19 protein-coding genes are annotated in these 20,861 nt (G+C 72.6%); 2 read left to right on the top strand and 17 right to left on the bottom strand.

Going from position 1 to position 20,861, the window contains the following annotated elements:
- Window positions 1–40: 40 nt before the first annotated feature.
- The 8 genes from ABD067_RS19270 to ABD067_RS19235 all read right to left on the bottom strand — a co-directional run bounded on the left by ABD067_RS19270 (window position 41) and on the right by ABD067_RS19235 (window position 9,874).
- Window positions 41–3,205 (bottom strand): efflux RND transporter permease subunit, encoded by a 3,165-nt coding sequence (locus ABD067_RS19270; protein WP_343897004.1) that lies wholly within the window; start codon window positions 3,203–3,205, stop codon window positions 41–43.
- Window positions 3,206–3,212: 7 nt separating this feature from the next.
- Window positions 3,213–4,406 carry an efflux RND transporter periplasmic adaptor subunit gene (locus ABD067_RS19265; protein ID WP_343897003.1) on the bottom strand — a complete coding sequence of 398 codons (1,194 nt, stop codon included), beginning with the start codon at window positions 4,404–4,406 and terminating at the stop codon, window positions 3,213–3,215.
- 591 nt (window positions 4,407–4,997) lie between these two features.
- On the bottom strand, window positions 4,998–5,753 hold the full coding sequence (locus ABD067_RS19260) for an SDR family oxidoreductase (RefSeq protein WP_343897030.1): 756 nt from the start codon (window positions 5,751–5,753) through the stop codon (window positions 4,998–5,000).
- A gap of 101 nt (window positions 5,754–5,854) precedes the next feature.
- The gene (locus ABD067_RS19255; protein WP_343897002.1) at window positions 5,855–6,406 is read right to left on the bottom strand and encodes an NADPH-dependent FMN reductase; all 552 of its coding nucleotides are present in this window, start codon (window positions 6,404–6,406) and stop codon (window positions 5,855–5,857) included.
- Between the two features lie 53 nt (window positions 6,407–6,459).
- A complete protein-coding gene (locus ABD067_RS19250; protein ID WP_343897001.1) occupies window positions 6,460–7,437 on the bottom strand; it encodes a glutathione S-transferase family protein in 978 nt (325 codons plus the stop codon).
- 11 nt (window positions 7,438–7,448) lie between these two features.
- Window positions 7,449–8,327: a VOC family protein gene (locus ABD067_RS19245; protein WP_343897000.1), complete on the bottom strand. Its 879-nt coding sequence runs from the start codon at window positions 8,325–8,327 to the stop codon at window positions 7,449–7,451.
- 89 nt (window positions 8,328–8,416) lie between these two features.
- Entirely contained in the window at window positions 8,417–8,860 is a 444-nt protein-coding gene (locus ABD067_RS19240; RefSeq protein WP_343896999.1) for a DoxX family protein, read from the bottom strand.
- A 126-nt stretch (window positions 8,861–8,986) separates the two neighbouring features.
- Complete coding sequence (locus tag ABD067_RS19235; protein WP_343896998.1) at window positions 8,987–9,874, bottom strand: LysR family transcriptional regulator; 888 nt, start codon at window positions 9,872–9,874, stop codon at window positions 8,987–8,989.
- 468 nt (window positions 9,875–10,342) lie between these two features.
- On the opposite strand from ABD067_RS19235, the gene ABD067_RS19230 reads away from it, so the two are divergent.
- Window positions 10,343–10,522: a hypothetical protein gene (locus ABD067_RS19230; RefSeq protein ID WP_343896997.1), complete on the top strand. Its 180-nt coding sequence runs from the start codon at window positions 10,343–10,345 to the stop codon at window positions 10,520–10,522.
- A gap of 87 nt (window positions 10,523–10,609) precedes the next feature.
- Here ABD067_RS19230 and mnhG read toward each other — a convergent pair whose 3' ends face one another.
- The 7 genes from mnhG to ABD067_RS19195 are packed head-to-tail and all read right to left on the bottom strand — an operon-like array spanning window position 10,610 to window position 17,174.
- Complete coding sequence (gene mnhG / locus ABD067_RS19225) at window positions 10,610–10,981, bottom strand: monovalent cation/H(+) antiporter subunit G (RefSeq protein WP_343896996.1); 372 nt, start codon at window positions 10,979–10,981, stop codon at window positions 10,610–10,612.
- Window positions 10,978–11,259 (bottom strand): K+/H+ antiporter subunit F, encoded by a 282-nt coding sequence (locus tag ABD067_RS19220; protein ID WP_343896995.1) that lies wholly within the window; start codon window positions 11,257–11,259, stop codon window positions 10,978–10,980. The genes mnhG and ABD067_RS19220 overlap by 4 nt, the downstream gene beginning before the upstream one ends.
- Window positions 11,256–11,744 (bottom strand): Na+/H+ antiporter subunit E, encoded by a 489-nt coding sequence (locus ABD067_RS19215; RefSeq protein ID WP_343896994.1) that lies wholly within the window; start codon window positions 11,742–11,744, stop codon window positions 11,256–11,258. Before ABD067_RS19215 ends, ABD067_RS19220 begins: the two co-directional genes overlap by 4 nt.
- Entirely contained in the window at window positions 11,741–13,363 is a 1,623-nt protein-coding gene (locus tag ABD067_RS19210) for a monovalent cation/H+ antiporter subunit D (protein WP_343896993.1), read from the bottom strand. Before ABD067_RS19210 ends, ABD067_RS19215 begins: the two co-directional genes overlap by 4 nt.
- A complete protein-coding gene (locus ABD067_RS19205; protein ID WP_343896992.1) occupies window positions 13,360–13,704 on the bottom strand; it encodes a Na+/H+ antiporter subunit C in 345 nt (114 codons plus the stop codon). Before ABD067_RS19205 ends, ABD067_RS19210 begins: the two co-directional genes overlap by 4 nt.
- Window positions 13,704–16,625, bottom strand: coding sequence for a monovalent cation/H+ antiporter subunit A (locus ABD067_RS19200; RefSeq protein ID WP_343896991.1), 2,922 nt, complete (start codon window positions 16,623–16,625; stop codon window positions 13,704–13,706). The genes ABD067_RS19205 and ABD067_RS19200 overlap by 1 nt, the downstream gene beginning before the upstream one ends.
- 60 nt (window positions 16,626–16,685) lie before the next feature.
- Window positions 16,686–17,174 carry a PTS sugar transporter subunit IIA gene (locus tag ABD067_RS19195; RefSeq protein WP_343896990.1) on the bottom strand — a complete coding sequence of 163 codons (489 nt, stop codon included), beginning with the start codon at window positions 17,172–17,174 and terminating at the stop codon, window positions 16,686–16,688.
- A gap of 1,005 nt (window positions 17,175–18,179) precedes the next feature.
- On the opposite strand from ABD067_RS19195, the gene ABD067_RS19190 reads away from it, so the two are divergent.
- A complete protein-coding gene (locus ABD067_RS19190) occupies window positions 18,180–19,091 on the top strand; it encodes a universal stress protein (RefSeq protein WP_343896989.1) in 912 nt (303 codons plus the stop codon).
- Window positions 19,092–19,744: 653 nt separating this feature from the next.
- On the opposite strand, the gene ABD067_RS19185 is transcribed toward ABD067_RS19190, so the two are convergent.
- Together ABD067_RS19185 and ABD067_RS19180 are read right to left on the bottom strand one after the other, a co-directional pair.
- Window positions 19,745–20,053: an OmpA family protein gene (locus ABD067_RS19185; RefSeq protein WP_343896988.1), complete on the bottom strand. Its 309-nt coding sequence runs from the start codon at window positions 20,051–20,053 to the stop codon at window positions 19,745–19,747.
- A 253-nt stretch (window positions 20,054–20,306) separates the two neighbouring features.
- Window positions 20,307–20,861, bottom strand: a 555-nt coding sequence (locus ABD067_RS19180) for a tyrosine-type recombinase/integrase (protein WP_343896987.1), incomplete at its 5' end; no start/stop codon positions are given.

Below are 20,861 nucleotides of genomic sequence, written 5' to 3'. Positions count from 1 at the left end.
CCTCTTCGTGTCGTGCGTCGCCGGGAGGCGGGGCGCCGGGTCACTCGGCCGGCTGGTGGGCGGCGGCCCGTGCTTGGGGCACGGCTCGGCCGATCCCGAGGCGCCGGTGCCCCCATTCGCGCATCCGCTGGAAGGTCACATAGAGCATCGGGATGAGGAACAGGCCGACGGTGCTGGCCGCGATCATGCCGGCGAACACCGGCATGCTGACGTTGCGCCGCGCCAGTTCCGAGGCCCCTTCCGCGAAGACCAGCGGCACCAGGCCGAGCACGAAGGCGAGCGACGTCATCATCACCGCGCGGAACCGCAGCTTCGCGCCGAGCGCCGCCGCCTCCAGGATAGGGCGACCGGCTTCGCGCCGCTCCTTGGCGAACTCCACGATGAGGATGCCGTTCTTGGCCGCCAGCGCGATCAGCACCACCAACCCGATCTGGCCGTAGAGGTCCAGCGTGCGACCGCCCGCGAGCATGCCGACGAAGGCGCCGAGCACGCCCGCCGTGACGGAGAGCAGCACGGGGATCGGGATCACCCAGCTCTCGTAGAGCGCCACCAGGAACAGGAAGGCGAACAGCACCGCGAGCGCGAGGATCACCCCGGTCTGGCCGCTCGCCCGCTGCTCTTGGTAGGCGGTGCCGGTCCACTCGAAGGCATACCCTCCGGGCAGCGTCCGTTCCGACACCTCGGCCATCGCCGCCTGCGCCTGCCCCGACGAGACGCCAGGCGCCGGGCTGCCGTTGATGGGGACGGCGCGGTAGTTGTTGTAGCGGGTGACCACCGCCGGGCCGGTGACGGTGCGGAGCGTCGCGATGGAGCGCAGCGGCACCATCCCCCCTTTGCTGTTCGTGAACTGGATCTTCCACAACGCCGAGGGGTCGCGCCGGTCCGCCGCCTCTCCTTGGATGTTCACCTGCCAGACGCGGCCGTACAGGTTGAACTGGTTTACGAAGAAGCCGCCGAGCGTCGCCTGCAGGGTGGTGAACACGTCGCTCATGCTGAGGCCGAGCGCCTGCGCCTTGACGCGGTCTATCTCGAGGTACAGCGAAGGGTTGCCGGCCGTGTAGGTCGAGAACACGCGGGAAAGCCGCGGGTCGGCGTTGGCGGCGCTCACCATCCCGCGCATCGCGCTGCCGAGGGCGACCGGGTCGGCGCCCCGCAGACTCTCCATCATGTACTCGAAGCCGCCGGTGCTGGACAGGCCGATGATCGGCGGCAGGTTGAAGGGCTGGACGGTGGCGGCGCGGATCTGCTGACCTTCGTCGAACACCCGGGCGATAACGGCCTGCGCCGAATCGGCGGCCGCCGTGCGCTCCTCGAACGGTTTGAGACGCGCGATGATGAAGGCGGTGTTGCTGGCCGCGAAGTTCTCCAGGAACGAGAAGCCCACGATCGAGATCACGTCCTGCACCTGCGGCATGGCCTTGAGCAGTTCCTCGACCTCGCCGACCACCCGGCCGGTCCGGGGCACGGAGGCGCCCGCCGGGAGCTGCACCATGACGAAGAACGAGCCCTGGTCCTCCTCGGGCAGGAAACCCGTCGGCGTCCGCCCCGCGAGGAACCAGGTGCCCGCCCCTATGGCGCCGACCAGCGCCAGCGAAAGCACGGACAGGCGCAGCGCCTTGGCCACCGCGGCGGCGTAGCCGTCCCGCACGGCGTCGATGCGGCGGGAGACCCAGGCCATGACGCCGCCCTTGGTCGCGCCGGGGCGCATCAGGACGCCGCAGAGCGCCGGCGACAGGGTCAGGGCGTTGATGGCGGAGATCACCATGGAGACGCTGATCGTCACCGCGAACTGGCGGAACAGCTCGCCCGAGATGCCCTGTATGAAGGCTATCGGCACGAAGACGGAGAGCAGCACCAGGGTGATGGCGACAATGGGCGCCGTGATCTGCGCCATGGCCTTGCGGGTGGCCTCGGCCGCCGAGAGCTCCGGCTCCTCCTCCATCACCCGCTCGACGTTCTCCACCACCACGATGGCGTCGTCCACCACGATGCCCACCGCCAGCACCATCGCCAGCAGCGACACGGTGTTGGCGGAATAGCCCAGCATCAGCAGCACGGCGAAGGTGGCGATCAGGCTCACCGGCACCGCGACGAGCGGGATCAGCGTGGCGCGCCAGGAGCCGAGGAACAGGAACACCACCACCGCCACGATGGCGAAGGCCTCGAGCGTCGCCGTGATGACCTGCTTGATCGTGTCCATCACGAAGACGGTCGTGTCGTGGACCGCCCGGACCTTGACGCCTTCCGGGAAGCGGGCGCTGACCTTGTCCAAGGTCGCTCGGACGTTCGCGGCGGTGCTCACCGCGTTGCCGCCCGGGGCTTGGAAGATGCCGATGCCCACCGAAGGCCGCCCGTTCAGCCGGGTGAAGGTGTCCGCGTTCTGCGCCCCGATCTCGACGCGGGCCACGTCGCGCACGCGCAGCACGGAGCCGTCCGGGTTGGCCCGGACCACGATCTCGCCGAACTGCTCCGCGGTCGAGAGGCGGCCTTGGGTCGTCACGTTCATCTGGAGCAGCTGGTCGTCCGGGATCGGCCTCGCGCCGACGCGGCCGACCGGGGCCTGGACGTTCTGCTCCTGGATCACCCGCACGATGTCGGAGGGCGCCAGCTTCAGGGCGACCAAGCGCTCGATGTCGAACCAGATCCGCATGGAGTAGTTGAGCTGGCCGAACAGGATCGCCCGCCCGACGCCCTGCGTCCGCAGCAGCTCGTCGAGCACGTTGATGGTGGCCAGGTTGGTGAGGAACAGCGGGTCGTGCTCGCCCGTCTCGCTGTACATCATCACCATCTGCAGCATGGCGGAGGACCGCTTCAAGACGGTGAGGCCTTGGCGCTGCACCTCCTCCGGCAGCTGCGCCAGCGCCGTCTGGACGCGGGTGTTGACGTTGGTGGTGTTGATGTCGGGGTCGGTGCCCAGCTCGAAGCTGACGGTCAGGGTGTAGGCGCCGTCGCTCCCGCTCGTGCTCCGCATGTAGAGCATCTTGTCCACCCCGATCACCTTGGCCTCCAGCGGCTGGGCGACCGTGGCCTCCAGGACCTGGGCGGAGGCGCCGGGATACACGGCGGTGACCTCCACCTCCGGTGGCACGATGTCCGGGAGCTGGGACACCGGGATGCGGGTCATGGCCAGGAGCCCGGCGATGGTCATCACGACGGCGATGACCGCCGCCAGCCGCGGGCGGTCGATGAAGGTGGAGGAGATCACGGCCGCCTCACCTCCCGCTCGCCGCGGGGGCGATCGCGGCCTGGGCGCCGGCGCTCACGGGGCCGGGCGAGACCTCCATGTTCGGCTGGACGCGCTGCACGCCCTCCAGCACCACGCGTTCGCCTTCGCGCAAGCCGTCGCCGACCACGGCCATGCCGGACACGGAGTCGCCCAGCCGCACGCCGCGCCGCTGCGCCCGGTTGTCCGCGCCGACCACGTAGACGAAGTCGCCCCGCTGGTCGGTGAGCACCGCCTCGCGCGGGATGGTCAAGGCCAACACCGGCTCGACGGCTTCCAGTGCCACATTGACGAATTCGTTGTTGACCAGCTCGCGGAGGCGGCCGTTGCCGCCCTCCTCGGGGCGCAGGACGGGGTTCGGGACCGTGCCGCGGAGCATGATCGTGTCGGTGTCCAGGCCGACGTCGATGTCCACGAAGCCCAGCCGACCGGCGTGGGCGTAGGCGCGGCCGTCCGGGAGGCGGAGCCTGATCGCCACCGCTTCGAACCCGCCCTTGTCGGCGTAGCGGGTGCGCAGCTCCAGCGCGGTGCGCATCGGGACCGGGAAGGCGACGTAGATCGGGTCCTGGCTGACGATGGTCGCCAACACGCCGGAGTTCGGCCCCACCGTGTTGCCGACCGTGACGGCGGTGCGGCCGATGCGGCCGTCGATCGGGGCGGCGATCTCGGTGTAGCCCAGGTTGATCTCCGCCTGCCGCACCTGCGCCTGCGCCGCCATGACCTGGGCGGCGGCCGACCTCTCCTGCGCGGTCGCGTTGTCCAGCGCGACCTGCGTGCCCGCCCCGGTCGAGCGCAATTCCCTCGCGCGGTCGAGCGCCAGCCTGGCGTTCAGGTGTTCGGCCTCGGCCTGGGCGACGGCCGCGCGCCTGGACGCGAGCTCCGCTTCGTAGGGGCCCCGCTCCAGCCGGTAGAGCGGCTCGCCCGCCTTCACTTCGGCGCCCTCGTCGAACAGCCGCTCGTTCAGGAAGGCGGCGACGCGCGCGACGATGTCGACTCGGTGCATGGCCTGCACCCGACCGATGAACTCGTCGCTCTGGGTGACCGGGCGGCGCGCCGCTTCGACGACGCCGACGGCGGGCGGCCCGGACGGCTGGCTTTGGGCCTGGACCAGACCCGCGTGGACCCAGGAGAGGAACGCGGCGGAGAGGAGGCCGAGGAAGCTTATGGTGCGTCGGTTCGCCATCGGGCCTCCCAGCGCGTGGTACAAGGGTTGTCGTCTGTGTCGTTACTGAACGGCTGCGCCAACGTTTACGCTCCGGCACGCAACGCGTCCAACCCGCTCCGCGCTCTTTACGCCGGGCGCCGAGCGGTTTGTTCCGTGCCGGAGAGCGCGCGTCGAAACGCACACATCGGCCCGCGACGCGAGACGGGTATTGCGGGGCGACCGAATGGCTGAGCGATCCACCCCGCTCCGCGGCGGCGTCCGCGACACGGACGCTCACCGCCAGGCCCGGGATCGTCGCGGGAGGGATCGGGTCGGCGCCAGCGCCCGGTCGTGAACACCGCCTCCATGCCCGGGCAAGGCGTCAGGCCGATGGCTGCCATGCGTTCCGGGCGCGGGCGGCGCTGGCCGACAACTCTTCCCAGCCGTGCGCCGGCATTACGGAAAACCGCCGCACCATGAGCCGCGTCGACGCCATTCGCCGCACGCGGTGCGGACCAGCCCGCGCGAGGGTGGCCCATCGGGAGGACCGCCATGAGTGCGCTCCCAAACGCGGCTTGTCGGAAGACGAGCTGACGGCGCGCAGGCGGTACATCCGGCTCCGTCACAGGGTTAGTTCCGCTGCATGTCGGCATCGATCGGCAGGGCCTGCCCGGATATCGACTTGGCGGCATCCGACGCCAGGAAGACCGCGAGCGCTGCGATGTCCCGGGGATCGACGAGGCGCTTGATGGACTGGTTCGCCATCGCGGTTTCCGCCACCTCCTCGACGGTTTTCCCGGTCGCCTTCGCCCGCCCCTCGAACACGCGCCGGATCCGGTCGCCGTCCACGGCGCCGGGAAGGATCGCGTTGGCGCGGATGCCGTGCTCGCCGAGTTCCATCGAGAGCGTCTTGGTGAACCCGATCAGCCCCCACTTCGCCGTCGCGTAGGGGCTGCGGTTCGGGTAACCGAAACGGCCCGCTGCCGACGACATGACGATGATCACGCCATTGCCAGAGCGGATCAGGTGCGGGACCGCGAACTTCGTGACGAGGAAGGTGCCGGTCAGGTCGATCCGCAGGACGCCCTCCCACTCGTCGGGCTCGACATCCTGCACCGGGGCCGTCGGCCCCCCGACGCCGGCGTTGTTGACGAGCACATCGATGCCTCCGAGCCGAGCGGCGGCATCGGCGACCATCCGCTCGATCTCCCCGCGGTCGCCGATGTCGCAGACGCCGGTCTTCAGGCCGGCGAGGTCCGCCGAAGCCGCCTTCAGGGCATCGGCGTTGACGTCACATGTGTAGACGGCATCTCCTGCCGCCAGGAAGGCCGCCGCGATCTCCCTGCCGATGCCGGACGCCCCGGCGGTGACCAGAACCTTGCGCATGATCACCTCCTCCTCGACCGCTCAGCGACCGGATCGCCTTTCCGGCGCCTCCTGCCCGCCCCACCACACCGGGTTCCGGCGCTGGTTGCGCCGGCTCCGCGTCATGCCGACTGGCGCTTCACGAACGCGACGTAGCGGTCCATCCAGCCCTGGAGGAAGCCGCGGCTGGCCTCGCCGATGCTGCCGTCGGCGTCGAACAGTCCTTCCTTGAACTGCAGGAAGACCTCCGGCTGGCCGAGCGTCGGCATGTCGAGGTAGGCGAGGATGTTGCGCAGGTGCTGCTGCGCCGTCGCCGTGCCCACGGCCCCGGGCGAGATCCCCATCACGCCGGCGGGCTTGCCGGCCCAGACGCTCCGGCCATAGGGCCGCGAAGCATGGTCGAGCGCGTTCTTGAGCACGCCGGGGACCGAACGGTTGTACTCCGGCGTGACGAAGAGCACGCCCTGCGCCGCGGCGATCTCGCCCTTCATGCGGACGACCGAGGGCGCCGGGTTGGCGTCGTCGTCCTGGTTGTAGAGCGGCAGGTCGCCGATCTCCACTCGCCCGAAGCCGAATTCCGGCGGAGCGAGGCGCGTCATCGCGGCGGCGAGCTTCGCGTTCAGCGACTCCCTCCGCAGGCTTCCGACGACGACGGCGATCCGGTACTGGGGCATGGGATGTCTCCTCTGATGTGCGGCTCGCGCCTCCAACAGGCGCCCTGGTGGTCTCAGTGCAGGTGGTGATCCACGAGCGCCAGGCCCGGCAGGTCGGGTCCTACCGGGACTATGCCCGTCGGGTTGAGTGCCCCGATCGAGTAGTAGCCGCGCTTGATGTGGTCGATGCTGACAGTCCCGCGCACGCCGGGGATGGCGAGGACGCGCGCGAGGTACGCGCTGAGACAGGGGTAGTCGGCGATCCGGCGCAGGTTGCACTTGAACAGCCCGTGGTAGGCCGCATCGAACCGGACCAGCGTCACGAACAGCCGGATGTCGGCCTCGGTGAAGCGCTCGTCGAGCAGGAAGCGCCGGCCGTCGGCGAGTTGGCCTTCCAGCTCGTCCAGCATGCCGAAGACCTCGGCGACGGCTTCTTCGTAGGCCCCCTGCGTGGTCGCGAAGCCGGCGCGGTAGACCCCGTTGTTGAGCCGCGGATAGATCCGCCCGTTCAGCGCATCGATTTCCGCCGCCAGCTCCGTCGGGTAGAGGTCCAAAGCCTCGTCCGCCAGCGCGCCGAAGCCGGTGTTGAACATGCGGACGATCTCGGCGGACTCGTTGTTCACGATCGTGCCGCGTACCCGGTCCCAGAGCACCGGCACCGTCGCGCGGCCGGTGAAGCGGGTATCGGCGCGCGTGTAGAGTTCGTGTAGGTAGGTCGCGCCGTTCACGGCGTCGCGGCCGGAGCCCGGGTAGTCGCCGAAGCGCCAGCCCTGCTCCGTCAGGGCGGGCTCCACCACCGAGACGGACACCGCTCGCTCCAGCCCCTTGAGCCTGCGCGCGATCAGCGTGCGCGAGGCCCAGGGGCAGATGAGGGCGACGTAGAGGTGGTAGCGCCCGGCTTCTGCGGCGAAGCCGCCTTCGCCGGTCGGTCCCGCGCCCCCGTCCGGCGTCACCCAATTCCGGAAGCTCGAGGTCTGGCGCACGAAGCCGCCCCTCTCGTCCGTCGCCTGGACGGGGTGCCAGTCCGCGACCCATTTCCCATCCACCAGCATGGCGCGCGCCCTCAGCCCGCCACCAGGGTGATGGCGGTGCCCCAGGGGTCGCGCAGCACCCTGGCGGCGCCCTCGCCCTCGACCCCGAGGCCGGCTGCCCGGGCACGTCCCTCGACCGCGATCCGCGCCGCGCCATCCGGGACCACGAGTTCGACCGCGTCGAGGCCCGCCATCCGGTCCGGGCGCGGCCCGGCGCCGCGGCTGTTCCAGGCGTTGGCGGCGAGTTGGTGGTGGTAGCCGCCCGCGCCGAAGAAGCTGCCGCCGGGGTAGCGGCAGGTCACGTCGAAGCCGAGCAGGTCGCGGTAGAAGAGCTCGGCCGCGACGGTGTCGCCGACCTGCAGGTGCACGTGGCCTACGACGCCCCCGGCGGGCATGCCGGTCCACCGGCCGTCGGCGGCGGCGGCGAGCAGCCCCTCCAGATCCAGCGGATCGCTCGGCATGTCGACCCGCCCTCCCTCCGAGTGCCATGCCGACACCGGGCGGTCGGCATAGACCTCGATGCCGTTGCCCTCCGGGTCGGCGAGGTAGATCGCCTCGCTCACTCCATGGTCTGAGGCGCCGTGCAAGCGGATGCGCCGCTCCGCGGCGAAACGCAGCCAGCGCGCGAGGCTCGCCCGGTCCGGCAGGAGGAAGGCCGTGTGGAACAGGCCGGCCTGGCGACGGTCGAGCGGCGCGAGGCTGGGATCCCCGACCAGCTCGAGCAGGGCTGTCCCTGCCGCGCCGAGGACGACCCGCCCGGCAGCCTCCTCCAGCGGAACGAGACCGAGGACGTCCCGGTAGAAGCCAGCGACGCCGGCGCAGTCACGCACCCGCAACCGGACGCGGCCGATCCGCATCGGCGCGGTGCCGAGGTCGAACGCGGCTTCGGGATGCTCTGTGGCAGCGGACATGGAGTGGTCCTCCAGGCTGATGGAACGTAGCGGCCGGCGCCGGGCTGCGTCGCCCGGCCCGGCCGCGGTGGGGGTGGCGCGACCGGCGGTCAGGCCTGCCGGCGCCCGACCGCGAAGGCGCCGTCGCCGAGGAGGGACTGCACGATCAGCGCGACCGTCCAGAAGGCGGGGAATTCCCAGCCGCCGCCCGGGTTGGAGAAGAAGAAGCCGGCGGCGCCGTGCGGGGCGTAGATCGAACCCAGCAGGATCGGAACCAGCGCGAGCGACACCCATCGCGTCCACAGGCCGAGGATCAGGGCGATGCCGCCGAGGGCCTCCGCGGCGATGACAGCGTAGGCGAGCGGCCCGGGGAAGCCGAGGCTCTCGAAGAAGCCCGCGGTCCCGGCGGGCGTGAGGACGAAGATCTTCAGCCCGGCATGGGCGAGGAACAGGACGCCGAGCGTGACGCGCAGGATGGAAGCGGCGAGATCAGGGCTAGCGACGCCAGCCAGGGTGGCGGGGGCGGTGGCGTCGGCGGTGACGGCTTGCGACATGGATCTATCCTCCGTGGCGGGTCCTGCGCCGGGTGGCGCTTGCCTCGGGAGGAAGATGGCCAACTCCCAGTCGGGAGATAATCCGGTCGTTCGGAAGCTCATCTCTTCTGATTCGGAAGGGATGCGCTACCAGCCGCGTTCCCAGTGCGGCGTCCCGCGGTAGCGCTCGACGAGGAAGTCCACGAGCACCCTCACCTTGGCCGCGAGGTGGCGGCTGTGGGGATAGAGGGCGTGTACGCCGAACGGCGGCGCCTCGAAGGCCGGGAGCAGCCGCTGGACCCGACCCGCCCGCACGGCCGGCCCGGCAACGAAGCTCGGCACCTGGGCCAGGCCGAGCCCGGCCTCGGCCGCGAGCAGGCACGCCTCCGCGTTGCCGTAGCGCAGGCGGCCGCCGACCTGCACGGCCAGCGCTCCACCATCCGCGGCCCGGAAGCGCCAGAGGTCCGGGTCGCGGAAGTTGGTGTCCAGGATGCAGTCATGCCCGGCGAGGTCGCCCGGCGCCGCCGGCTCGCCGCGCCGCGCCAAGTAGGACCTGGCGCCGACCAGCACGATCCGCACTTCGCACAGCCTGCGCGCTATCAGGCTGCTGTCCTCCGCGCGGCCGATCCGGACCGCCATGTCGAAGCCCTCGTCCACCAGGCTCACCACGCGGTCCGAGAAGGCCGCATCGAGGCCGATCTCGGGGTAGCGCAAGGCGAAGTCGTTGAGCGCCGGCGCCAACTCGGTCGCGCCGAAGGTCAGCGGCACCGTCAGGCGCAGCCGCCCGCGCGGCGCCCGCGCGCTGTCGCGGACCGCCAGGTCGAGGCTGTCGAATTCCTCCAGCAGCGGCCGGATGCGCTCGAAATAGGCCCTGCCGGCCTCTGTCGCGGAGATCGCGCGCGTCGTGCGGTTGAGCAGGCGCACGCCGAGCCCGGCCTCGAGCCGCGAGACGAGCTTGGATGCTTGGCCGGAACTCGCGCCGACCCGCGCAGCGGCAGCGGCGAAGCTGCCGGTTTCCATGACGGCCACGAACATGCGGTCGCACTCGAGACGGTCCAACCCCGGCCCCGACGCTGGAGGAGAGAGCCCGCATCAGGCACCAACCCGTGCCGGAACGGAAGGAAGTCCGTCGGCGAGCGCACACTGTTCACCGTCGTTATGAGCAATGCGGCTGGACAAAAGGAGAGCGAGGATCGCGAGACGATGTCGCGCGGCGTCGGTCCCGCGGGGGCCGGCGTATCGGCCAAGCCGTCGAGAAGCTCGCCCTGCGCCAGCCTGCGGTTGGCCTTCACCCGCTTCCGCGGACACTTTCACACGGCGGAGGCAGCCGCTTGGAACGCCGCCGGCTGCTGCTTTGGGGCGGGATGGCCGGCCCATGGGTGGAGCCGCCGCCGATTGTTGAAGCCCTCGATGCACTGGAACACGTCGGCACTGGCCTCGTTGCGCGTCAGGTGGTCGCGCTCCTCGACCCCGCCGCCGCCGGCGGTCGGGCCCGGAAAGCCGATGCGCGGGCGCGTGAAACCGGTGCGGCCGGATCGCGCGACCGAGGACGGCCGCACCAACGACGTACGATCGGTGCCGGGCTTGATCGCCAGGGGCGTCGCTGGCACCGCCGGGCTGGCCGTCCTGGCGGGGCTGATCGCGTTGGCCGTCGCCGCGGTCTCCGGCTGGAGGCCGCCGTGAGGGGGCGTGCCATCGGCGCGATGCTCCGCGCCGGAGTCGGTCGTCGCTCCGAGCCGAGGGCCGCCCGCGGCTCGGCCGAAGCGGCGGTTAGACGTCCGCGCCGCGGTCGCCCTGCGACGGGGCGCGCGGCACCGCCCGGTCGCCCTCGCGCCGGTCGCGGTACAGCGCCGCGCGCGAGAGCAGCATCAGCGTCACAGGGGTGGTGACGACCGTGAGGGCGGCGATCAGGACCCCGTGCAGCACCAGGCGCGCCTGCAGGACTGTGAAGAACAGCGTCCAGGCGGCCAGGATGCAGCCGATGCCGAGCGTCGTGCCGAGCGTCGGGGCGTGGACGCGCTCGTAGAAGCCCTTGAGCCGCAGCAGCCCGAGCGATCCCGTCAACGCCAGCCCGGCGCCGGCCAGCAGGAGCAGCGCGGTGGGCAGCGCCGCCCAGGCCGGCAGGTTCTCCGCGGGCGTCATTCGATCACTTCCCCGCGCATGAGGAACTTGGCCAGCGCCGCCGTCGAGACGAAGCCGAGCAAGGCGATCGCCAACGCCGCTTCGAAGTACAGGGCGCTTCCCGTGCGCATGCCGAAGACCAGCAGCAGCATCGTGGCGTTCACGTAGAGCGTGTCCAGGCCGAGCACGCGGTCCTGGGCCCGCGGCCCCCTGAGGACACGGAACGCCGCGCAGCCCATGGCGAGGGCCAGGAAGACCTGCGCCAGGAAGATGGACCAGGCGAGCAGGGCAGCGGTCATTCGAAGACCTCCATGAGCCGCCGTTCGTAGCGGTCCTTGATGATCCGAACCCACTCCTCCTCGTCGACGAGGTCGAGGACGTGCAGCAGCATCGTGCCCTTGGCGGAGTCGTACTCCACCCAGACCGTGCCCGGCGTGGCGGTGACGATGCAGGCCAGCGCCGCCAGCCCGTACGGGTCGCGCATGTCCAACGGGACGTGGACGAAGCCGGAGGTCCGCTTCCGCGCCGTGCGCCCCAGGATGATCCGCGCGACGGCGTTGTTGGAGCGGACGACCTCCACCAGGACGACCCATGCGAGTTCGAGCGCCGCCCGCGGCCGCCGCAACCGCGCCCGCTCCGGATCGAGCGCGAGGAACGCCCGGCCGCCGAGGAACGCCAGCAGCATGCCGAGCAGGAGGGCGCCGGGGCCCGCGCTCCCGACCAGCAGGAGCCACATGGCGAGCAGCGACGCCGCCAGCAGCGGGAAGGGCAGCCAACGGGTCATCGGCCGGCCCCCTCCGCGCCCGGCGCGGGGAGGACGCCGGCGATGTAGCCTTGGGGCGCGTGCAACGACCGCGCCGCCGCCTGCATGTAGCCCATGGCCGGCCCGGCGAGGACCGTGAGGCTCACGCACAGGGCCAGCAGCAGCGCGACCGGCGCGATCTCCAGCACGCGGACCCGCGGCGCCTCGCGGGCAGGGGAGGCCCAGAAGGCGTCGATGCCGGCCCGGGTCATCGCAACGACGGTGGCGAGCCCCGAGAGGATCAAAGCCCCCAGCAGCGCCCAGGCCGTCGCCGGCACGCCGTCGTCGCCGGCGCCGAACAGCGGCGCGAGCATGGCGAACTTGGCCAGGAAGCCCGAGAGCGGCGGAAGCCCCGCCAGCAGCAGCGCGCAGCCCATGAAGCCGAGTCCCAGGGCAGCCATGGTGGCCGGGATGGCGACGCCGACCTCCTCGTCGTCGTCCAGGTACTCGTCCTCGGCGCCCTCGCCGAAGGCTTCGCGCGTCACCGCGAGCACGTCAGCGCCCACGTCCCGGCCGCGCTCGACCAGTTCGATCAGCAGGAAGAACGCGGCAATCGCCGGCACCGAACTGGCGAGGTAGAACAGCGCGCCGCCGGTCACCTCCCCCTGGCCCGTGCCGATCGCCGCCAGCAGCGTGCCGGAGGACACCAGCACGCTCGCGCCGGCCAGCCGCGCCATGTCCTGGGCCGCCAGCGCCGCGGCGGAGCCGAAGGCGATGGTGAGCAGCCCGCCCGCCGTCAGCCAAGCGCCGCCGAAGCCGCCCGCTCCGCCCTCGAACAGCAGCAGCCACAGCCGCAGCACGGCGTAGACGCCGACCTTGCTGAGGATGGAGAGGATCGCCGCCGCCGGGGCGCTGGCGGCGGCGTAGGTCGGCGGCAGCCAGAAGCCCAGCGGCCACATCGCCGCCTTGACCAGGAAGGCGACGCCGAGGACCGCGAGCCCCGCTTCCAGCAGCGCCCGGTCCTCCGCCGCCAAGCCGGCCATGCGCCGGGCGAGGTCGGCCATGTTGAGCGTGCCGGAGATGCCGTAGACCACGCTGGCCGCGACCAGGAACAGCAGCGAGGCCGTGAGGTTGACGGCGACGTAGTGCAGCCCGGCCCGGACGCGCGCCGCGCCGGAGCCGTGCAGGGCCAGGCCGTAGGACGCCGCCAGCATCACCTCGAAGAAGACGAAGAGGTTGAACAGGTCGCCGGCCAGGAAGGCGCCGTTCAGCCCCACGAGCTGGAACTGGAGCAGCGGGTGGAAGTGCGCCCCCGCCCGGTGCCAGCGCGCCAGCGAGAAGACCAGCGCGGCCGCGCCGAGCACGGCCGTCAGCGCCAGCATCAGCGCGGAAAGGCGGTCCAGCACCAGCACGATGGCGAACAGCGCCGGCCAGTCGCCCAGCCGGTAGACGCGCACCGCCGCCGCCGCGGCGCCGTCCGCGCCCGCCGCGTCCGCCAGGCGCAGCAAAGCGAGCGCGAGGCCGACCAGCGCGGCCGTCGAGGCCAGGCCGAGCGCGGCGTTCAGCCCGCGGCGTCCTTCGCCGGCCAGCACCATCAGCGCGCCGGCCAGGAGCGGGACCACGACCGGCGCGACCACCAAGTGGTCCGTCCAGCCGCTCAACGCCCGCCCTCCCTGCCGTCCACGTGGTCGGTCCCTGTCAGGCCGCGGGCCGCGAGCAGCACCACCAGGAACAGCGCCGTGGTCGCGAAGCCGATCACGATGGCGGTCAGCACCAACGCCTGCGGCACGGGGTCGGCGTGCGTGGCCAGGTCGCCCGCCGCGCCGCGCTCGAGGATGGGCGCCGCGCCGGAGCGCAGCCCGCCGGTCGAGAAGATGAACAGGTTGACGGCGTAGGACAGCAGCGACAGGCCGACGATGACCTGGAAGGTGCGCGAGCGCAGCACCAGCCAGACGCCGGATCCCGTCAGCACGCCGATGGCGAGGGCGACGACGAGCTCCATCAATCGCCCCCCGCCGCGGCGGGCACTCGCGCTTCGTCGGCCGGAGCGGCCTCGCGGGCGCGCGGCGCGGCGGCGCGGCGGCCGCGGAGCGACTGGTGGGCGAGCGCGATCAGCATCAGCACCGTGGCGCCGACCACCAGGGCGAACACGCCGATGTCGAACACCAGCGCGCTGGCCGTCGGCACCTCGCCGACGACCGGCAGGTCCAGGTACGCGAAGTAGGAGGTGAGGAACGGTCGGCCGAACAGCCAAGCGGCGAGCCCGGTGCCGCAGGCGAGCAGGAGGCCGGCGCCCATCCAGCGCAGCGGGCGGACCCGCAGGTGGTCCTCCGTCCACCCGATCCCGCCGATCATGTACTGGAGGATGATGGCGATGGAGGCGGTCAAGCCCGCCGCGAAGCCGCCGCCCGGCAGGTCGTGCCCGCGCAGCAGCAGGTACACGGCCACGAGGCCGATCACCGGGAACAGCAGCCGGGCTATGACCGACGGGACGAGCAGCCAATCGGAGGCGGTGTCGCCGACGCGGCGGTCGGGGCGCGAAGCGTCGTGGGCGCCCTGGACGGCCTGCTGCTCCGGCACCCCGACGCTCTCCGGCGCCGGCCGGAAGCGCCGCAGCAGCGCGTAGACGGTCAGCGCGACGGCGCCTAGCACGGTGATCTCGCCGAGCGTGTCGAAGCCGCGGAAGTCCACCAGCATGACGTTCACCACGTTGGTGCCCCCGCCCTCCGTGTAGGCGCGCTCCAGGAAATGGCGCGCGAGCAGGTCGGGCGGCGTGCGGATCATCACCGCGAAGGCGAGCGCCGCCATGCCCGTCCCGGCCGCGGCGGCGATGCCGAGGTCGAGCAGGCGGCGGCGCGTCGCGGCCGGCGCTCGCCGCGCGCCGGAGGGGCGTGGCAACCAGCGCAGGCCGAGCAGCAGCAGCACCGTGGTCACGACCTCGACCAGGAGCTGGGTCAGCGCCAGGTCGGGCGCCGAGAACCAGACGAACGTCACGCAGACCACCAGCCCGACGCCGCCGAGGAGGGCCAGCGCGGCCAGCCTGTGGGACTCCGCCCGCCACGCCGCGCCCAGCGCGCAGGCCGCGCCCACCGTCCAGAGCAGCGCCAACACCGGGTCCACCCCTTGGGGCACGAGGTCCGGCGGCCCGAGGCCGCGCCGCCAGACCGCCAGGCCCGCCGCCAACACGGCGACGCAGACCACCAGCCGCAACTGCGGCTGCAGGCGCCGCGTGCCGAACGCGCGCTCGGCCGAGCGGGCGGCGCGCCAGGACAGGAACACCAGCACGCGCTCGAAGATGCGCCGGCCCTCCAGCCGCCGGATCAGCGGCGGCCCTTCGACGCCGCCCAGCAGCCGCGGCTGGAGCGCGACGTAGAGCGCGGCGCCGCCCAGGAGCGCGATGGCGCTCATGAGCAGCGGCGGGTTGAAGCCGTGCCAGACGGCGAGGTCGTAACGGGGAGTCGCCCCGCCCAGCACGGAGCGCACGGCGAGGTCGAGGAACGGCCCCACCGTGGCCGCCGGAAGGATGCCGACCACGATGCAAACCAGAACGAGGATCTCGACCGGGAATCGCATCCAGGACGGCGGCTCGTGCGGCGCGCGTGGCAGGTCCACGGGGTCGGGGCCGAAGAAGGCGCCGTGGATGAAGCGCAGCGAGTAGGTGACGCTGAAGGCGCTCCCCAGCATCGCGGCGAGCGGCAGCGCCGCCTCCGCCGTCAGCGCCTCGGCGAAGAACATCTCCTTGGAGATGAAGCCGTTCAGCAACGGCACGCCGGCCATGGCTGCCGCCGCGACCAGGGCCAGTCGGGCGGTGAAGGGCATGGAGCGGTTCAGGCCGGAGAGGCGGCGGATGTCGCGCGTGCCCGTCTCGTGGTCGATGATGCCGGCGGCCATGAACAACGACGCCTTGAAGGCCGCGTGGTTCAGGACATGGAAGACCGCCGCCACCAGGGCGAGGTCGCTGTTGAGGCCGAGCAGCAGCGTGATCAGCCCCAGGTGGCTGATGGTCGAGTAGGCCAGCAGGCCCTTCAGGTCGTTCTGGAAGATGGCGACATAGGCGCCGAGCAGCATGGTGACCAAGCCGGCCGAGCCGACGGTCCAGAACCAGGTGTCCGTGCCGGCCAGCACCGGCCACAGCCGCGCGAGGAGGAACACGCCCGCCTTCACCAGCGTGGCCGAGTGCAGGTAGGCCGAGACGGGCGTGGGCGCCGCCATGGCGTGCGGCAGCCAGAAGTGGAACGGGAACTGCGCGCTTTTGGTGAAGGCGCCGAGCAGCACGAGCAGCAGCGCCGTCGGGTAGAGCGGATGCTCGCGGATGCGGTCGCCGGAGGCCAGCACCGCGTCCAGGTCGTAGCTCCCGGCGACGTGGCCCAGCACGAGCACGCCGGCGAACAGCGCCAACCCGCCGGCGGCGGTGACCGTCAGCGCCATGCGCGCGCCGTCCCGCGCCGCCGGCGTGTGGTGCCAGTAGCCGATCAGCAGGAAGGAGAAGAGGCTCGTCAGCTCCCAGAAGAAGGCGATCTGCACGAGGTTGCCCGAGAGCACGACGCCGTTCATCGCGCCCATGAAGGCGAGCAGGAACGCGAAGAAGCGCGGCACCGGGTCGTCCGCGGCCATGTAGTAGCGCGCGTAGAGCACCACCAGCGCGCCGATGCCCGTCACCAGCCCGGCGAAGAGCCAGGCCAGGCCGTCCATCCGCAGGCTGAAATCGAGGCCGAGCACCGGCATCCACGGGAACGCGGCCCGGACCACGCCCCCCTCCGACACGGTGGGGTACGCGGCCCAGACGAGGGCGAGGCAGGCGAGCGCGACCGCGCCGGCGAACCAGGCCGCGGCGTCGCGGGCGTGGGTCGGCAACAGCCCGGCGGCGAGCGAGCCGGCGAAGGGCAGGCCGACCAGGGCCAGGAGCAGGGCGGCGTCGGGCATCGTCTCCCCCTTACGCCCGATCCGCTGGAAGGGTGCGCGCCGCGGCGGCGTCCCGGCGCGTCATCCCGCGCCTGGGGCGAGGGGCCGGCCGGCCGGCGCCGCCGCGCCGCCGCGCAGGAGCGACGCCGCCTCCGCGGGCGTTCGCGCCCGCCGCAGCCGGCGCAGCACCTGCGGGTCCCGGAGCGTTCCCACGATGCCGGACAGAGCGGGCAGGAACCCTTCGGGCGACGCTTCCGGCCAGAGCACGAGGATGACCAGGTCCACCGGCTCCTCGTCCCTGGCCTCGAAATCCACCGGCCGGCGCAGCCGGACGATGAGGACGAGCGGCGGGGAATACCCGGCCAGCCGCGCATGGGGCAACGCGACGCCGCGGCCGAGTGCCGTCGAGCCGAGCCGCTCGCGCGCCGCGAGCGCGCCGAGCACCTCCCGTTCCGGGCGGCCGAGCCGGCCCGCGGCCTCCTTCGAGAGGAGTCGCAGGACGTCCTGCTTGGTCGCGGCTTCGAGGTCTAGGATGACATCGGCCGCGGCGAGGTGGTCCGGAGTCCACATTCCCGTCCCCGTGTAGGCGTTCGCGGGCGTTCCATGAAGGGGTGTTCGGCGACGGCAACGGGCCCGTGCCCCCGTCGTCCTGGATCGTTCGGATCGTGTCGATCCGGTTGCCCCCTGAGGACCGACGACCGCGACGGGAGCCGCGGCTTCGCCGCGTCAGAGGTGCCGAGCGGCACCCGTCCAGGAGGACCCCGGCCAGCCCTGGGCGGGTCCGCCGCTCCTCGATCGACCCGATGCGGCGTGCCGCCTCAACCTGACGGAAACGAAAAAGGAGGTCCGCCGTGCGCGCGCCCGACCCGATGACGGCTTCCGCCGTGACCCTCCCGCCCGACACCGCGATTCGGGAGGTGGCGCGCGTCCCGGCCGAGCGCGGCATCTCCGGCGCGCCGGTGGCGAAGCGGATGGGCGGTTGTTCCGCGTCGTCACCGAGGGCAACCCGGCCCGCGGCCTCGCCACCCCGGCGACTGGGCGGCGTGGGCGGCCTGCTACGCCCGCGCCGATGGCCGCCGCGCCCGCGACGTCATGGCCACCGGCCTCGTGGCGGTCGAGTAGGACGCGCCGACCGAACGCGTGGCGATCCTGCTCGATCGGCGGGAGGTCGGCCGCGTGCCGGTGGTCCGGCATGGCAGCTCATCCGGCATCGTCCCCCGCGCCGACCTGACCCGCATGAAAATGGCTCGTCCGACGAGGCGCGCCTGGACCAAGCGACCCCTGACGGCACCCGCACCGGCCGCGACCCGCTCGCCAGGGTGGACGAGCAGCCCTGGGTCGACCCTTTCACCACCTTCGTGGAAGTCGAAGGCGGCTCGGTGACCATCCATGGCCTGTGCCACGCCGAGGAGGTCAAGCCGGCGTTGCGCGTGCTGGCCGAAGACGTGGTGGGTGCGAGGGAGGTGCGGCTGGAACTTGCGGTGACGTCCCTCAACCATGCTTCTTGCTCGCCAAACCCCGGCCGCCCGGCGTACAGGGCATCCGGCAACCGAGAACCGGCCAGGAGGCCATGCCATGCGGCGGCTGCTCGCGGCGACCGATCTCTCTCCACGCTCGGACAGGGCGGTGCGGCGCGCGGCCGACTTGGCGGGACCCCTCGGGGCTGAGCTGCTGCTGCTGTACGTCGTGGACGACGACCAGCCCGCGAGCCTGATGGACGCCGAACGCCGGGAGGCCTTGTTGCTCCTGCGCGGACGGGCCGCGGAACTGGCGAAGTCGGCGTGGGATCCTGCGCCGCGGGTCCTGGTGGAGACGGGCGATCCCTTTGACGGCGTCATCCGCGCCGCGGAAGCCCAGGCGGCGCACCTCGTCGTGCTTGGCGCGCACCGCCGCAGCTTGCTGCAGGACATGTTCGTAGGCACGACGGCCGAGCGCGTGATGCGGCACGGCGGCCGTCCGGTTCTGATGGTCAACCGACCGCCAACCGGCCCATACCGGCGCATCCTCGCCGCGGTGGACCTCGACGAAGGCTCCGCCCACGCGCTCCGCACGGCCGCGGCGTTGGGCGTGCTCGACGGCGCGGACCTGACCGTCCTGCACGGCTTCCAGGCGCCAGAAAAGGGTCTCATGGTACGCGCGGATCTGTCGAGGCAGGCGGTCGCGGACCACCTCTCGGCCAGGACGCGGGAGGCCGAGGCGGAGTTGGCGCGCTTCCTGGCCGGCATTGGCCTGGACATCCCTTCCCAGCCGCGCATGGTGGCCGAGGAGGGCAGGCCGGCGACAGTGATCAAGCAGGCGGTCGGGCGGCTACGGCCCGACCTCGTGCTCATGGGCAAGGGCCGGCACGGCATCCTCCGTCGTGTCCTCCTGGGGAGCGTCGCAGCGGAGGCCGTGCCCGAACTCGAGTGCGACGTGCTGGTGGTGCCGCCCAGCGCCAGCCGCGATGGCGCGGCCGCCGCGGCGGGGCACACATCCGCACCGCCCTGACGGAACGCGGGCCGGAACACCCGCAGCAATCCGACGGCGGCGGGTGGGGCTCCGCCGGCCGGGCGTTCCGATCGGCTGCCGCCTCGGCCGGTCCGGCTGCGCCGCGGGCGATGCGGCGCGGGCGCTGAACAGGGAGGACGCGCGAAGCGAACGCGGCGCCGTTGTCGGGCGCAAGCGGCCCGGTCGTGTCCGACGCGGCCGATTGCGGGAGGGCGCCGGTCGCGGTGTATCCGGTCCTGCCACTTGCTGCGCTCTCCCGAACACGCGCGGTCCGGCCTTCCTTCGCCGGCCTCCGAACGCCGTCCTCGCGCCGAGGCTCGGGAGCCGAGGGCCGTCGAGCCGAGCCGCTCGCGCGCCGCGAGCGCGCCGAACACCTCCCGCTCTTGGCGGCTTAGCCGGCCCGCGGCCTCCGCAGAGAGGAACCGCAAGACATCCTGCTTGGTCGCGGCATCGAGGTCCCAGATGACGTCGGCCGCGGCGAGGTGGTCCGGAGTCCACATCCTTGTCCCCGTGTAGGCGTTCGCGACCACGCCATGAAGAGGCGCCGGCGGCCAAGTCCCGTGCCGTTCGGTGCCGAACCAGCGTCGCCGGACCCGAGGCCGCCGCCCACCGCTGGTCGAGCCCGGGCCCGTGCGTAAGCCGGGCGCCATCAGCTAACCACCGATGGCGATCTCCACCCGGCGCGACTCGACCTGCATCGCTTCGTAGGGCACGGGGCCGCGCGGTTGCACCCGGATGCGGTCGGGCGACACGCCAGCGGCCACCAACGCGTCGGCGACGTTGCGGGCCCGCGCTTCGGACAGCGCGCGGCCGAAGCCGGCGCTACCGTCCGTCGCGGCCAAGCCCCGCACCACCACGGGCACTCCGGGCCAGGCGCGGGCGCGTTCCGCGGCCCGCGCCACCACGGCTCGGGCCTCTGGGCCCATCGCCGCGCTCCCCTCGGCGAAGAAGACCACGGGCATGGGACGCCGTCCGAGGGCGTCGCCGCCAGCCGGGGGTTGGCAAGCGGCGAGGCCGATCGCAAGCGGCACGGACAGCAGAGGGTCTGCGGAGCACGGTGTCCTCATCGGCGTCGGGGCGGCGGAGTCGCGGCCGGAGCGCGGCGCCCCTCGGCGGGCGCCGTCCGGTCGGCCAGAGGTCGATCAGGGTCTGGTGCCGGTCGGAGCCAACCAAGCGCCGGCGGCCGCGATGCGGTCCGCGACGGCGACGCCCGCATCAAAGCCCGAGCCGCTTGGCCGGCGAGTCGCCGACCAGCTTGGCCCTGCGCACGTAGCCGCGCATGGTCTTGAGGTCGCGGTGGCGGGTGCGCGCCATGATCTCCTCGTCCCGAGCCCCGGCCTTGTAGGCCTCGGTGACGAAGCCGGCGCGCAGGCCGTGCGGCGACAGCCGCTCCAGCGGCGGCGCGGACAGGCCGGCCGCGGCGGCCCGGCGGCGCAGGATCCGCCGCACCGCGTCCGGGTGCAGCGCCTCGCGGCCGAGTTCGCCGCGCGCCCCCACCTTGCGGAACACCGGGCCGTGCTCGCGGCACGAGGCCCGGAGCCACTCCTCGAGCGCGCGCACCGGGCAGGTCGCGGCCCGCTCGCCGCGCGGGATGCCCACCTCCTCGCCGCGGCCCTCCGGGTCGCACTTCGCGCGCGGAATGAGCAGCCGCAACCCGTCCGCGGCGAAGGCGACGTGCTCGCGGCGCACCGCGACCAGCTCGCCCCGGCGCAGCGCGCCGGCGTAGCCGAGCAGCAGCAGCGCCCGGTCGCGCAGCCCGGCCAAGCCGCC

This window comes from Craurococcus roseus (genome assembly GCF_039523795.1).
GTDB classification, from domain to species: domain Bacteria; phylum Pseudomonadota; class Alphaproteobacteria; order Acetobacterales; family Acetobacteraceae; genus Craurococcus; species Craurococcus roseus.
This window is presented reverse-complemented; position numbering and strand designations above follow the sequence as displayed.

Bases quoted from the DNA above. Each gene is read 5' to 3' on its own strand.
- ABD067_RS19220 (WP_343896995.1), bottom strand. From the start codon at position 11,259: ATGACCGCTGCCCTGCTCGCCTGGTCCATCTTCCTGGCGCAGGTCTTC.
- ABD067_RS19245 (WP_343897000.1), bottom strand. From the start codon at position 8,327: ATGTCCGCTGCCACAGAGCATCCCGAAGCCGCGTTCGACCTCGGCACC.
- ABD067_RS19265 (WP_343897003.1), bottom strand. From the start codon at position 4,406: ATGGCGAACCGACGCACCATAAGCTTCCTCGGCCTCCTCTCCGCCGCG.
- ABD067_RS19250 (WP_343897001.1), bottom strand. From the start codon at position 7,437: ATGCTGGTGGATGGGAAATGGGTCGCGGACTGGCACCCCGTCCAGGCG.
- ABD067_RS19195 (WP_343896990.1), bottom strand. From the start codon at position 17,174: ATGTGGACTCCGGACCACCTCGCCGCGGCCGATGTCATCCTAGACCTC.
- mnhG (WP_343896996.1), bottom strand. From the start codon at position 10,981: ATGACGCCCGCGGAGAACCTGCCGGCCTGGGCGGCGCTGCCCACCGCG.
- ABD067_RS19215 (WP_343896994.1), bottom strand. From the start codon at position 11,744: ATGACCCGTTGGCTGCCCTTCCCGCTGCTGGCGGCGTCGCTGCTCGCC.
- ABD067_RS19185 (WP_343896988.1), bottom strand. From the start codon at position 20,053: ATGCCCGTGGTCTTCTTCGCCGAGGGGAGCGCGGCGATGGGCCCAGAG.
- ABD067_RS19205 (WP_343896992.1), bottom strand. From the start codon at position 13,704: ATGGAGCTCGTCGTCGCCCTCGCCATCGGCGTGCTGACGGGATCCGGC.
- ABD067_RS19235 (WP_343896998.1), bottom strand. From the start codon at position 9,874: ATGTTCGTGGCCGTCATGGAAACCGGCAGCTTCGCCGCTGCCGCTGCG.
- ABD067_RS19190 (WP_343896989.1), top strand. From the start codon at position 18,180: ATGCGGCGGCTGCTCGCGGCGACCGATCTCTCTCCACGCTCGGACAGG.
- ABD067_RS19230 (WP_343896997.1), top strand. From the start codon at position 10,343: ATGCGCGGGCGCGTGAAACCGGTGCGGCCGGATCGCGCGACCGAGGAC.
- ABD067_RS19200 (WP_343896991.1), bottom strand. From the start codon at position 16,625: ATGCCCGACGCCGCCCTGCTCCTGGCCCTGGTCGGCCTGCCCTTCGCC.
- ABD067_RS19260 (WP_343897030.1), bottom strand. From the start codon at position 5,753: ATGCGCAAGGTTCTGGTCACCGCCGGGGCGTCCGGCATCGGCAGGGAG.
- ABD067_RS19240 (WP_343896999.1), bottom strand. From the start codon at position 8,860: ATGTCGCAAGCCGTCACCGCCGACGCCACCGCCCCCGCCACCCTGGCT.
- ABD067_RS19255 (WP_343897002.1), bottom strand. From the start codon at position 6,406: ATGCCCCAGTACCGGATCGCCGTCGTCGTCGGAAGCCTGCGGAGGGAG.